This window comes from Gammaproteobacteria bacterium (assembly GCA_030949385.1).
Classification (GTDB): domain Bacteria; phylum Pseudomonadota; class Gammaproteobacteria; order JAUZRS01; family JAUZRS01; genus JAUZRS01.
Window position 1 is genome coordinate 259612 of record JAUZSP010000006.1, and the last position, 12623, is coordinate 272234.

Annotated in this window: 11 protein-coding genes and 1 pseudogene; all 12 read left to right on the forward strand. The window is 49.7% G+C overall.

The features are described from left to right. Positions 1 to 6 precede the first annotated feature (6 nt). The 12 genes and pseudogenes from pseC (at position 7) to rfbA (ending at position 12576) form a co-directional block, all read left to right on the forward strand. Positions 7 to 1155: a UDP-4-amino-4,6-dideoxy-N-acetyl-beta-L-altrosamine transaminase gene (gene pseC / locus Q9O24_08580; protein ID MDQ7075188.1), complete on the forward strand. Its 1149-nt coding sequence runs from the start codon at positions 7 to 9 to the stop codon at positions 1153 to 1155. Beyond that, positions 1152 to 1841, forward strand: a complete 690-nt coding sequence (gene pseF / locus Q9O24_08585; GenBank protein ID MDQ7075189.1) for a pseudaminic acid cytidylyltransferase — start codon at positions 1152 to 1154, stop codon at positions 1839 to 1841. Before pseC ends, pseF begins: the two co-directional genes overlap by 4 nt. After that, positions 1838 to 2929, forward strand: coding sequence for a UDP-2,4-diacetamido-2,4,6-trideoxy-beta-L-altropyranose hydrolase (gene pseG / locus Q9O24_08590; protein ID MDQ7075190.1), 1092 nt, complete (start codon positions 1838 to 1840; stop codon positions 2927 to 2929). The genes pseF and pseG overlap by 4 nt, the downstream gene beginning before the upstream one ends. Before the next feature lies 1 nt (position 2930). Then, on the forward strand, positions 2931 to 3443 hold the full coding sequence (gene pseH, locus Q9O24_08595) for a UDP-4-amino-4,6-dideoxy-N-acetyl-beta-L-altrosamine N-acetyltransferase (protein ID MDQ7075191.1): 513 nt from the start codon (positions 2931 to 2933) through the stop codon (positions 3441 to 3443). Next, positions 3436 to 4494, forward strand: a complete 1059-nt coding sequence (gene pseI, locus Q9O24_08600) for a pseudaminic acid synthase (GenBank protein ID MDQ7075192.1) — start codon at positions 3436 to 3438, stop codon at positions 4492 to 4494. Before pseH ends, pseI begins: the two co-directional genes overlap by 8 nt. Positions 4495 to 4503: 9 nt before the next feature. After that, entirely contained in the window at positions 4504 to 5835 is a 1332-nt protein-coding gene (locus Q9O24_08605; GenBank protein MDQ7075193.1) for a hypothetical protein, read from the forward strand. Between the two features lies 1 nt (position 5836). Further along, complete coding sequence (locus Q9O24_08610) at positions 5837 to 6586, forward strand: hypothetical protein (protein ID MDQ7075194.1); 750 nt, start codon at positions 5837 to 5839, stop codon at positions 6584 to 6586. A gap of 1 nt (position 6587) precedes the next feature. Continuing rightward, positions 6588 to 7880 carry an oligosaccharide flippase family protein gene (locus Q9O24_08615; GenBank protein MDQ7075195.1) on the forward strand — a complete coding sequence of 431 codons (1293 nt, stop codon included), beginning with the start codon at positions 6588 to 6590 and terminating at the stop codon, positions 7878 to 7880. Positions 7881 to 7946: 66 nt separating this feature from the next. Continuing rightward, on the forward strand, positions 7947 to 9068 hold the full coding sequence (locus Q9O24_08620; protein MDQ7075196.1) for a glycosyltransferase family 4 protein: 1122 nt from the start codon (positions 7947 to 7949) through the stop codon (positions 9066 to 9068). Further along, positions 9058 to 10497 (forward strand): mannose-1-phosphate guanylyltransferase/mannose-6-phosphate isomerase, encoded by a 1440-nt coding sequence (locus Q9O24_08625; GenBank protein MDQ7075197.1) that lies wholly within the window; start codon positions 9058 to 9060, stop codon positions 10495 to 10497. Before Q9O24_08620 ends, Q9O24_08625 begins: the two co-directional genes overlap by 11 nt. Positions 10498 to 10607: 110 nt before the next feature. Continuing rightward, positions 10608 to 11695, forward strand: a pseudogene (gene rfbB / locus Q9O24_08630) (dTDP-glucose 4,6-dehydratase). Next, positions 11692 to 12576 carry a glucose-1-phosphate thymidylyltransferase RfbA gene (gene rfbA, locus Q9O24_08635; GenBank protein ID MDQ7075198.1) on the forward strand — a complete coding sequence of 295 codons (885 nt, stop codon included), beginning with the start codon at positions 11692 to 11694 and terminating at the stop codon, positions 12574 to 12576. Before rfbB ends, rfbA begins: the two are co-directional and overlap by 4 nt. The last annotated feature ends 47 nt before the right edge of the window (positions 12577 to 12623 follow it).

A 12623-nucleotide genomic window follows, 5' to 3' on the forward strand; every position in this document is an offset into this window, starting at 1 on the left:
TCAATTATGATCCCTTACGGTCGGCAAGAAATTTTGGCAGAAGACATTGAGGCGGTGGTTGCGGTGTTGCAGTCGGACTTCATCACTCAAGGGCCGGCGGTGGTGCAGTTTGAGCAGGCCTTGGCCAAGGAGGTGGGCGCCGCGCAGGCGGTGGCCTTTAACAGCGCCACCTCGGCGCTGCATGTGGCCTGTTTGGCACTGGGTTTGGGTGCGGGGGATTGGCTCTGGACGGTGCCGAACACCTTTGTCGCCTCGGCCAATTGTGCTTTCTACTGTGGCGCTCAGGTGGACTTTGTTGATATTGATCCTCGTTCGTACAATATGTGCGTCGATGCCTTGGCGGAAAAACTGCGCTGGGCGGAAGGTGCGGGAAAATTGCCCAAGGTGGTGATTCCGGTGCATTTTGCCGGTCAATCCTGTCAGATGTCTGAGATCAAGGCGCTGGCAGATCAGTACGGGTTTTGCCTGATCGAAGACGCTTCACATGCCATTGGTGGGCGTTATTTGGATCAGCCCATTGGTGCGTGTCAATACGCGGACATCACTGTGTTTAGTTTTCATCCGGTGAAAATCATCACCACCGCTGAGGGCGGAGTGGCAACCTGCAAGAGTAAACAACTGGCCGCTACTCTGGCGCGTTTGCGCAGCCACGGCGTGACTCGTGATCCGAGTGTGATCTCCGCTCAGGATGAGGGCGGTTGGTATTATGAGCAGATCGAATTGGGCTTTAATTACCGCATGAGCGATCTGCATGCGGCCTTGGGTGTCAGTCAATTGCAGCGTTTATCGGCTTACATTGAGCGCCGCGATGAGGTTAAGCAGCGTTACGATGCGCTGCTGTCTGACCTGCCTTTGACCGTGCCGTGGCAGCACCCTGATAGCCATTCGGCGCTGCACCTCTATCCGATTCAACTGCATGATCCTGCCGAGCGACGGCGGGTGTTTGATGACTTACGACAAGCCGGTATTGGGGTGAATGTGCATTACATCCCCGTGCACACGCAGCCTTTTTATCAAAAAAGGGGCTTTGCTTGGGGCGATTTTCCGCAAGCAGAAGCCTATTATCAGGGGGCGATTTCTTTACCGATGTTCCCCACTTTGAGCGAGGCGCAACAGGATGAGGTGGTGGTGGCGCTGCAAAAGGCGTTGACGTGACGGTCTGTGTGATTCCCGCTCGGGGTGGCAGCAAACGCATTGCTCGGAAAAATCTGCGCGAGTTTTGTGGCAAACCGATGCTGGTGTGGTCTATTGAAGCGGCGCTAGAGAGCGGTTGTTTTGCGGCGGTGATGCTTTCCACGGAAGATGAAGAGATTGCTGAGCTTGCTCGTGCGCACGGCGCAGAGGTGCCTTTTGTGCGTCCCGCTGAGTTGGCGGACGATTACGCAACTACGGGAGCGGTGATGGCACACGCGGTGGCGTGGTTGGCGGAAAAGAGCCGTGAGGCGCAGGAGGCCTGCTGCCTTTATGCCACCGCGCCGTTTGTGCAAGCGCAGGATCTGCGCGACGGTTTGCAGCGTTTGCGTGAATCGCAGGCAGAGTATGTTTTTAGCGTCACCGATTACGCCTTTCCCATTCAGCGCGCTTTGCGTTTGCAGGCCGACGGTTCGGTGGCGATGTTTCAGCCTGAGCAGTTTCAAACACGTTCACAGGATTTGGAGCAGGCGTACCACGATGCGGGGCAGTTTTATTGGGGCAAAAGCGCAGCGTGGCTGAGTGCAAAGCCGGTGTTTGAATCGGCCTTACCGCTGATTTTGCCCTCTCATCGAGTACAGGACATCGACACGGAAGAGGATTGGCGGCGGGCGGAGTGGCTGTTTAAAGCGATGTTGGCCAGCCGATGAAGGTTGCCTTTCGAGTGGATGCCTCATTGGAGATGGGCAGTGGTCATCTGATGCGCTGTTTGACCTTGGCCGAGGAGTTGAGAACACAGGGCGCGGATGTACTTTTTGTTTGCCGTGAACATCTTGGTCACATGGCTGAGTTTGTTCGGCAGCGCGGTTTTGAGGTTTTTCTGTTGCCACGCAATCAGGACGTTGAGTTGAGTCGAGACGATGATTTACCTGCACACGCGCCGTGGTTGGGCTGTGATTGGCAGGTGGATGCACAGCAGACTCGGCAACAGATTCAGAGCCTTCAGCTTGAGTGGTTGGTGGTAGACCATTATGCCTTGGATGCGCGCTGGGAATCTGAACTGCGCGACTGTTGTCAGCAGATTATGGTGATTGATGATTTGGCGGATCGGCAGCACGATTGTGATCTGTTGTTGGATCAGACTCTGGGGCGTTTGGCAGTGGAGTACGCTAATTTGGTACCGTCAGACTGCAAAACAGTGACGGGGTCAGACTACGCGCTGTTGCGACCTGAATTTGCTCAGTGGCGTGAGCGAAGTTTGCAGCGGCGGAAAGCGCCTGAGTTGCGGCACATTTTGATCAGCTTGGGGGGCGTGGATCAGGACAACGTGACGGGGCAGGTGTTGGCGGCTTTAAAAACAGTCTCTTTAGTCGAAGAGTGCCAGATTACGGTGGTGATGGGCGCGCAGGCTCCGCATTTGTCTGCGGTGCAGGCTGCGGCAGCGCAGATGCCGTGGTTGACGCAGGTGCGGGTCAATATCAGCACGATGGCTGAGGTGATGGCGCAAAGTGATTTGGCCATCGGTGCGGCAGGGAGCAGCTCTTGGGAGCGCTGTTGTTTGGGGCTGCCGACGTTGCTGCTGGTGTTGGCGGAGAACCAAAAAGTGAGTGCTCAGGCGCAGCAACAGGCGGGGTCGGTGGTGTTGTTGTGCCGCGAGTCTCTGCCTGATGATCTACGAGAAGCGATGCAGCGAATGGCTGTGACAGACGTGCTGGCGGATTTGAGCGTTAATGCACGGAAGCTGTGTGATGGCTTGGGGGCGCGGCGGGTGGTGTCTTGTTTATCGGTGGTGGCATAACATGGGTTCACCTTTGCGGATCATGCGGCGTGAGGATCTGTCATCGGTGCTTGAATGGCGCAATCGCCCTGAGGTGCGCAGCTGTATGTTGACTCAACATGAGATTCGTTGGGATGAGCATTGTGCTTGGTTTGAACGAGCCAGCCGAGATCCGCGCAAGCGCTTGTTTATTTTTGAGCAGGAGGGTTCTTTGGGCTTTGCCCATTTGAGCTGCATTAATGCCACGGTGGCGGAGTGGGGCTTTTATTTGGCTGCTGGGGCGAAAAAAGGCGCGGGGACGTTGCTGGGTTTGGCGACCTTGCGTTATGCGTTTGAGACGTTGGCTCTGCACAAGGTTGCAGGACAGGCCTTGGCCGATAACAGCCGTTCAATTGCGTTGCATCATAAGCTGGGTTTTCGGCGTGAAGGTGAGTTGCGTGATCATCATTTTGACGGTGAACGGCATTGCACTCTGCTCTGTTTTGGTCTGTTGCAACAGGAGTGGTGCGAGAAGTGGGTAGGGCAAAATGAATAAACAGGCGATAAACATTGCGCAACGCCGGATTGCGCGAAACGAACCGCCTTATGTGATTGCTGAACTGTCGGCGAACCATAACGGCCAGTTAGAAAAGGCCTTGCAGATTATCGAGGTGGCAAAAAGGTCAGGTGCTGATGCGGTGAAGCTGCAAACCTATCGCCCCGATACCATCACTCTGGATTGTGACTCTGAAGAGTTTCAAATTAAAGGGGGTTTGTGGGATGGGCGTACTTTGTATGAGCTTTATGAAGAAGCGCACATGCCGTGGGAGTGGCATAAACCGCTGTTTGAGTATGCTCAGAAATTAGGCATTACGATGTTCAGCTCGCCTTTTGATAACAGTGCCGTGGATCTGTTGGAAGATCTAAATACACCGGCGTATAAAATTGCTTCTTTTGAGGCAGTGGATCTGCCCTTAATTAAGTACGTCGCTGCAACGGGAAAACCGATGATCATCTCCACCGGCATGGCCAATGCCGAGGAGATGGCCGAAGCGGTGCAAGCGGCTCGTGATGGCGGCTGTCAGGAACTGGCTTTGCTGCATTGCGTCAGTGGTTATCCCGCTCCGGCGGGGGATTACAATCTGCGTACGATGGTGGATATGCAGCAGAAATTTGACCTGCCCATTGGTCTTTCTGATCACACCATCGACAATACTACTGCCATTGCCAGTGTTGCTTTGGGTGCGTGCATTATTGAAAAGCACGTCACCTTGGATCGCAGCGGGGGTGGGCCGGATGACCGTTTTTCTTTGGAGCCAAAAGAGTTGGCTGCTCTCTGTGAAGGTGCTAAAACAGCATGGTCGGCCTTGGGTAAAGTCAATTACGGTCGGAAATCGAGTGAGCAGGGTAATGTGCAGTTTCGTCGTTCGCTCTATTTCGTTAAAGATATGCAGGCCGGTGAGGTGATTGCAGCAGAGTGTGTGCGCAGTGTGCGACCTGGATTTGGTTTGGCTCCTAAGTATTTGGATGCGATTCTGGGGCGGCGTTTGTTGCACTCTGTTTCAGCTAACACCGCCGTTCGTTTTGAACTGTTGGCCGATGTTTGATCATACATTATGAAAATACTGTTTATTGAGAATCGCTATAAAACTCATTTCTGGAAAGCTCTGGCGGCGGAGCTGCAAGAGCGGGGCTGTGAGGTTCTCTTCTTGATTCAAAACCACCGTTTTGAGGTGGAGGGTTTTCCTAATGCGGTGATCCCGTATCCGCGCAAAAAAGAGCGTGTGGATTCGGGGGCTGAGTTTGGGTTTATAGAAACAGCCGACAGAAGCTGCAACTGTTTTGCAGGTAACAGTCACCACTATCGTTTTTATTATGAAAAAATTTCAGCAGTGATTGCAGAGTATCAGCCTGATTTAGTGGTGGGTGAAGCGACGGTGTTTCATGAGTTGTTGGCGATTCAGATTTGTCGTGAAGAAGAGATTGTTTACCTTAACCCGAGCAGTTCGAGTTATCCAAAAAATCGGTTTTCGTTGTATCAATACGATACCAAGTTGGCTTATAGGGGCAGTGCTGAGACCTGTTCTGATGCGCGTTGTGATGAGCTTATTGAGGCGATTTCACAGCGCAAAATTCAACCCGATTATATGTTGAAGCATCAAGTGGATCAGGCGTTTGATGATGATAAAACCTACCCGCAGCCGGGCTCGTGGCGTGATCGCAATATTATTTTGCAGGCTTACGCTGCTGGGGAGCGTTACAACACCCCGCACCCGTTGCGAAAATTATTGCACGATCGCCGTCTAAGCCAATTAAAAATTGAGTGGAATGCCTTGGCAGCCGAACGCGCTGATTCTATGGCGGATAAAAAAATCATTTTGTACCCTTTGCAGATGCAGCCGGAAGCCAATCTTGATGTGTGGGGGCAGAAACACCGCGATCAAGCGGAGTTGGTGGCGATGCTGGCAAAGGCGTTGCCTGATGATTGCTGTTTGTTGGTGAAGGCAAACCCTAAAGTAAAATACGAATTGAATGAGGCTCTGTTGGCGCGGGTGCGCGAGAATAAAAACAGTGTGCCGTTGGCATTGGCAGTGAAGATGGAAGAGGTTTTTCCTCAAGCGGATTTGATTGTTACCGTGACCGGCACGATTGCCATTGAGGCGGTGTTAAGCGGAAAACCGTTGGCGCTGTTGGGGGAGAGTGTGGTGAAGGGCGGTGCAGGGGTGATTTGGCTGGATCAAGCTGCGGAGCTGAGTGCGGCTCTGGAACGTTTGGCGGCGGGTTTTCCTACGGCTACGCAAGAGGAGAAACGGGCTTTGATCCGTCGCCTGCTCAGCAGCAGTTACGCGGGTTTGATCAGTGATCCTTGCCATGCGCCCACCTGTCTTGATGCTGAAAACATAAAACAGGTGGCAACGGTGATTCACGCTGCTGTGCAGGGTAAATAAAGTGAAACAGAAACTTGCAGCGCTTGTTGCGTTGATTTTACCGCCCTTTTTTTTAAAGAATTATATTCTGTCCCTGCTGGGTTGGCGGATTAAAGGCCGTGTGCGCATTGGTTTTTCTTACATTGAGGTGAAGTCTGTCTTGCTGGCGGAGGGGGTGGTGATTGGTCATGCTAATTTTATTAAAAATGATCTTTTGGTTATGGAAGAATTCGCCTATATTCAACATGTAAATCGCTTGTCTGGTCCGTTTGCGTGTGTGCTTAAAAAAAAGGCGGGCATTGGTGTATTTAATGTGATTAAGAGGGCTAAAAAACCGCTTGTTTGGGGGCGCTCCATGTTAAAACTTGGGTATTTATCAAAAATCACCTCTCACCATGTTGTTGATTGCTGTCGTTCAGTAAGGGTGGGTGATTATTCTATTCTGGCAGGGCGAGGTAGCCAAATGTGGACACACGGCTATCTTCATGCGCCGACAGGGGCGGGTCGTTTTCGCCTTGATGGTCGCATCACTATTGGTAATAACGTTTATATTGGTTCTGCTTCTGTGATTAATCCGGGGGTTAAAATTGGCGATAAAATCACCCTTGGGGCGCATTCGTCAATTGCAAAGTCACTGTTGCAACCGGGGCTGTATGTCAGCCAAGAATTGCGTTACATTCCTTTGGATTATATGGCGGTAAAAGCGCGTTATCCCGAAGTGCAGGTTCCTAATTTGGTTGAAACTGTGGTAAATAAAAAGTTACCACATTAAGATGTGGCAACGTGTTCTTTTACATGCTTCATTGTTTTCTATTTCAAAAGTAGCGGTTTTAATATCGCCTTTTTTTGCTGCTTATTTACTCTCTATTGACGATTATGGTGAACTGGAGCGGGCTTTGGCAACGGCCTCTCTGTTGGCGGTTTTTCTTTCTATGGGGATGCCTGCCGTTATTGCGTATGCGATTGTCAAGCAAGAGGCTTGGGCGCGTGTGGTTTCAGCGTTGCGCTATTTGATTTTATTGCTTGCTGTGTTTCTGTTGATGAATTTTGTTGGAAGCTTTTTGTTTGCTTCCCAACTTTCTTTTTCACTGTTGTTGGTCGTGTCAATGTTAGGCCTGTTTGTAGGGCAGAGTGGCTTAGCGGCGTACATGAAAGCGTCAGGAATGGGCGCGTATGCTTCGGTGGTGGAGAGCAGTCTTTATCTGGGTTTGCTGTTGTTTCTCTGTTTTTTATGGATTGCGCCAAACCGATATGATTGGATTGTGGTGTTTTACACTCTGCTCTCTGCTGCTATGTTGTTGGTTTTTGTCTTGTTGCAGTCAAAAATCAAACAACGTTTGCAGAGGGTTCAATATGATCTTAAAGGGGTTTTAAAAGCCGGTTTTCCTATGATGTTGGCTGGATCCATGTCCATGCTGATGTTGTTTTTTCCTCGGCTTTTTTTGGGTTATTTTGCTTCTTTGTCAGAATTGGCTGAATTTTCCCTACTGTTTCGTTTGGCTGCCATCGCCATTGTAGTACATCAATTTGTGCTAACCCTATTTTTCAAAAATATCTTTCAGATGAGTTTTGAAAACTTTTCTCGTGTGCTGTTGTGGGTTCCGTTAGCTGTGTTTTTTGTAGTGGTACTGGGTTTTGGTGTTTTGCATCTTCTGGTAACGCAGGCGGTTTTTGATCTGGGAGAGTATTCGGCGTTGAATGAGTCTGTGCAGCGTCAAGCCATTATCGCACTCTGCCTCTTTTTTTGGTCTTTGACGGCTCTGTTGGAAGGGGTTCTGTTTCGAGATGAGCAGGCTAAAAAGCAGTTGTTTGCCGTTGTGTTGGGTCTCTCTTCGATGTTGGTTTTTACGTTTCTTTTGCTGGTGTGGGGAGAGATGGATCAGATCGTTATGGTCTTATGGGCTTGGTTGCTGGGCTTGATGGTGACGGTGGGGTGGCAAATTCGAACGTTAGAACGGTTGGGAAAAACAGCGAAGAGTGTGCGTTGTTTAAAATGGCTCTCGCCCGTGGCGTTATTCATTTTGTTTGTCGGTGTTTCTCTGTCAGATCAAATCAGTGTGGTTTGATCTGCTGTGTTATATTACCCTCCTTAAATTCGTGCGGCGGCGCGATAATGATGATAGGCGTTGATGATGAAGGTGGCTTTGGTTCACGATTGGCTGGTGACGTACGCGGGTGCTGAAAAAGTGCTTGAGCAGATGCTGCTTTGTTACCCCGATGCGGATGTGTTTAGCTTGATTGACTTTTTGCCGGAAGATGAGCGGGCTTTCTTGCAGGGGAAGTGCGTTAAGACTTCTTTTTTGCAAAAATTGCCGTGGGCAAAATCAAAATACCGTGCCTATTTGCCCTTGATGCCGCTGGCCATTGAGCAGTTTGACCTGTCTCAATACGATTTGGTTATCTCCAGTAGCCATGCAGTGGCAAAAGGGGTTCTGACCGGCCCAGATCAATTGCACATCAGCTATGTTCACTCGCCGATTCGTTACGCTTGGGATATGCAACATGAGTATTTAAAACAGTCGGGGCTGGCGACGGGGGTGAGGGGCTTTTTTGTTAAGTGGATGTTGCATAAAATAAGAATCTGGGATTGTCGCACCGCCTACGGTGTGGATCACTTTATCGCCAATTCAAAGTTTATTGCGCGGCGCATTGAAAAAGTCTATCGACGTGAGTCGGAGGTGATTTACCCCCCTGTAGATGTCTCTGCCTTCTCTTATGTTGAAGATAAAGAAGAATTTTATCTAACCGCTTCAAGGCTGGTGCCTTATAAACGGGTGGATTTGGTGGTGGATGCCTTTGCACAGATGCCGGAGAAACGTCTGATTGTGATTGGCGATGGGCCTGAGATGAAAAAAATTCAAAAAAAGGCCACGGATAACATTAGCGTTTTGGGTTATCAGTCTTTTGAGGTTTTGAAAGAGCACATGCAACGCGCTAAGGCGTTTGTCTTTGCCGCTGAGGAAGATTTTGGCATTATGCCCGTGGAGGCACAGGCCTGTGGAACGCCGGTGATTGCGCTGCAAAAAGGCGGTGCGTGTGAAACGGTGGTGAATGAGCGCACGGGTCTGTTTTTTCAGCAGCAAACGGTTTCTGCACTCTGTGATGCGGTGGAAAAATTTGAAAGTCAAGATTGGTCTGGCAATACGGCGTTGTGCCGTGAGCAGGCGTTGCAGTTTTCCGCTGAGCGGTTTAGAGATGAGTTTGTGCGGTTTGTTAGTGAAAGATGGCAAGGGTTAGAGCAGCGTGGAGAGTAAAACGATTTTTTCCAATGTGAAAGCAGTGATTTTAGCCGGTGGTAGTGGCTCGCGTCTCTGGCCTCATTCACGGGAACATTTACCCAAGCAGTTTCTTAATCTGGCGGGGGATAAAAGTTTATTGGCCTCGACGGTGGAGCGTTTGCAGCCGTACCTTGACAAAGAAGACGTGTTGATTGTAACAAACGATCAGCAAGCCTCTGGCGAGGCGTATCAGCTGTTGTCGGCTTATCAGACCTTGCTGGAGCCGGTGGGGCGAAATACCGCCGCTGCCATTGGTTTGGCGGCGCTTTTTTTACGCCAACAAGAGTCTGAATGTGACCCTGTGATGCTGGTTTTACCTGCAGATCATCTGATTCAAAATGTGTCTGCGTTTCATGCGGTGTTGAAAAAAAGCGTGTTGGCTGCAAAAGAGGGGGCGTTGGTGACCTTTGGCATTCAGCCCAGCCGAGCGGACAGCGGTTTTGGTTACATTAAAGCACGGGCGTCAGAGTCGAAGGATGGCCGCTGCTCTGTGGTGAAGTTTGTGGAAAAGCCGGATGCCAAAACAGCCCAACGCTATCTGGATGAGGGCGATTATTTTTGGAATTCAGGCATGTTTGTCTGGAAAGCTTCTAGCATATTGGCGCAGATTGAGTGCCATTTGCCTGATTTGTTTGCTGTGCTTGAGAAAATTGAGGCCGCTTGGAAAGCAGGGGTGGAGCATCAACAGGCGATCAGTGATCTGTTTCCTTCTATGCCCAACATTTCCATTGATTGCGGTGTGTTGGAAAAGGTGATTGCAGCAGGTACTCCGCTGTTGGTCTTTCCCTGTGATCTGGCGTGGTCTGATGTGGGCAGTTGGGACGCCGTGCATGAGATGTTGCCAAAAGATGAAGCTAACAATGTGTTGGTGGGCAATGCGGTGGCCTTGGGCTGCAAAAACAGCTTGATTCACAGCAGTCACCGTTTGGTTGCGGCGGTGGGGGTGGAGGATCTCTGTGTGGTTGAAACCGCCGATGCTCTGTTGATCTCCAAACGAGGCGAAACGCAGCGCGTACGTGAGGTGGTGGATGAGTTGAAGCGGCGTAATGCACAAGAACAACGTTTACATTTAACCGTGCGCCGCCCTTGGGGCGAATACACCGTGCTTGAGCAGCGCCTAGGTTTTAAAATGAAGCGCATTACAGTTGATGAAGGGGCTTCAATCTCTCTGCAGCGCCACCAACACCGTTCGGAGCATTGGGTGGTGGTGTCGGGAACGGCCACTGTGACCTGTGATGATGAGGTGAAAATCGTGACCTGCAATCAATCCACCTACATCCCTGTGGGGAGCAAGCATCGCTTGGATAATCGAGGCAAGATCCCATTGCAATTGATTGAAATTCAGGTGGGTGAATATCTGGAAGAGGATGACATTGAGCGTTTTGATGATCTATATGGACGTTAAGAGTACTTAAGTTATGTTTTAAAATGGCTTATATTTTTATACATATCGTGTAGAATGTCGCCAATTTTGACCAGCTCCTACTGCTTTAGGGCGAGTGAAGTGTACTATTTATGCCATTAAGTGACAGACAGACCCTTTTAGTGACGGGAGGAGCCGGTTTTATCGGCGCTAACTTTGTGTTGGAGTACCTTGCACTGACAGAGAACAGTCGAGTTATCAACCTGGATAAACTGACTTATGCGGGTAATTTAAGCAGCTTGGCGGCTTATTCTTCAGATCCTCGGCATATTTTCATTAAAGGTGATATCGGAGATCGCCAGTTGTTGGCCAAGCTACTGGAAGAATATCAGCCGAGTGCGGTGATTAACTTTGCCGCAGAGAGCCATGTGGATCGTTCGATTCATGCACCTGAGGCCTTTGTGCAGACCAATGTGATGGGCACTTTTAACCTATTGGAATCGGTGCGGGTCTATTGGCAGGCGTTGGGTGAGACAGAGGCGGCTGAATTTCGTTTTTTACATGTCTCTACTGATGAGGTCTATGGCTCCCTAGATATGCAGGAGCCTGCGTTCACAGAACGGCACCCTTATGCTCCTAACAGCCCCTATTCGGCTTCTAAAGCGGCCTCGGATCATATGGTGCGTGCGTATCATCACACCTATGGTTTGCCGGTCTTGACCACCAATTGCTCGAATAATTACGGTCCGTTGCAGTTTCCAGAAAAATTGATTCCACTGATTATTCATAACGCTTTGGCAGGTAAATCAATTCCTATTTACGGTGATGGTCAAAATATTCGAGATTGGCTCTATGTAAGTGACCATTGTGCTGCCATTCGAGCGGTGTTGGAAAAGGGGCGCTTGGGTGAGGTGTACAACATTGGGGGGATTATGAAAAAAGCAATTTGGATATTGTGCATACGGTGTGTGATATTTTAGATGAATTGCTGCCCGAGTCATCACACAGACCACATAAAAGCCTGATTAAATTTGTCAGTGATCGCCCTGGTCACGATCGTCGTTACGCCATTGATCCAACCAAAATTGCTACTGAAATTCAGTGGCAGCCTAAAGAGACCTTTGAGTCGGGTATTCGAAAAACCGTGACTTGGTACCTTGAAAATCAGAGTTGGGTGGAGCAAATTGTCTCCGGTGAATACCAAAATTGGTTGGCGGAAAATTACGGAGAGCGAGGGTGAGCAGAAAAGGGATTATCTTAGCGGGTGGCTCTGGTACGCGGCTGTACCCGATCACGCAGGTGGTCTCTAAACAACTGTTGCCGGTCTATGATAAGCCGATGATCTACTATCCGCTCTCCACCTTAATGTTGGCGGGCATCCGAGATATTTTGATCATCTCTACTCCTGAAGACATTGGCCGTTTTGAGCGGTTATTGGGCAGTGGCGCGCGCTGGGGGTTGAACATCTGTTATGAGGTTCAACCCTCTCCTGATGGCTTGGCTCAGGCTTTTCTGATTGGCAAAACATTTATCGGTAATGATCCCTCTGCGCTGATTCTGGGTGATAATATTTTTCATGGCCATGATTTTACTGAGCTTCTTGTGCCTGCTTCCGAGCAGCAAGAGCACGGCGCTACGGTGTTTGCCTATCAAGTCAGTGATCCTGAGCGTTACGGTGTGGTTGAGTTTGATAAGACGGGTAAAGTGTTGAGCTTAGAAGAAAAACCAGAGCAAGCAAAATCCAATTACGCCATTACTGGGCTCTATTTTTACGATAATCAAGTGGTGGATATTGCTTCAGAGATTAAACCCTCTGCGAGGGGTGAGCTGGAAATCACCGATGTAAACCGTTGTTATTTAGCGCAGGGTGAGTTGAATGTCTCTGTGATGGGGCGAGGGTATGCTTGGTTGGATACGGGTACCCACAGTTCATTGCTGGAAGCCTCACAGTTTGTTGAGGTTTTGGAGCGTCGTCAGGGTCTGAAAGTCTCTTGTCCTGAGGAGATTGCATGGCGTATGGGTTATATTGATGATGAGGCGCTGGAAGCGTTGGCGGTACCTTTGATGAAAAATGGTTATGGGGCGTATTTGATGAAGATTTTATCTTCTGGTCTTTCGTAGGCTTAGCGTGTTTTAATATTGTAATTATACGATTTTTTTATTTTTTT

Bases quoted from the DNA above. Each gene is read 5' to 3' on its own strand.
- pseC (MDQ7075188.1), top strand. From the start codon at position 7: ATGATCCCTTACGGTCGGCAAGAAATTTTGGCAGAAGACATTGAGGCG.
- pseG (MDQ7075190.1), top strand. From the start codon at position 1,838: ATGAAGGTTGCCTTTCGAGTGGATGCCTCATTGGAGATGGGCAGTGGT.
- pseH (MDQ7075191.1), top strand. From the start codon at position 2,931: ATGGGTTCACCTTTGCGGATCATGCGGCGTGAGGATCTGTCATCGGTG.
- pseI (MDQ7075192.1), top strand. From the start codon at position 3,436: ATGAATAAACAGGCGATAAACATTGCGCAACGCCGGATTGCGCGAAAC.
- Q9O24_08605 (MDQ7075193.1), top strand. From the start codon at position 4,504: ATGAAAATACTGTTTATTGAGAATCGCTATAAAACTCATTTCTGGAAA.
- Q9O24_08615 (MDQ7075195.1), top strand. From the start codon at position 6,588: ATGTGGCAACGTGTTCTTTTACATGCTTCATTGTTTTCTATTTCAAAA.
- Q9O24_08620 (MDQ7075196.1), top strand. From the start codon at position 7,947: ATGAAGGTGGCTTTGGTTCACGATTGGCTGGTGACGTACGCGGGTGCT.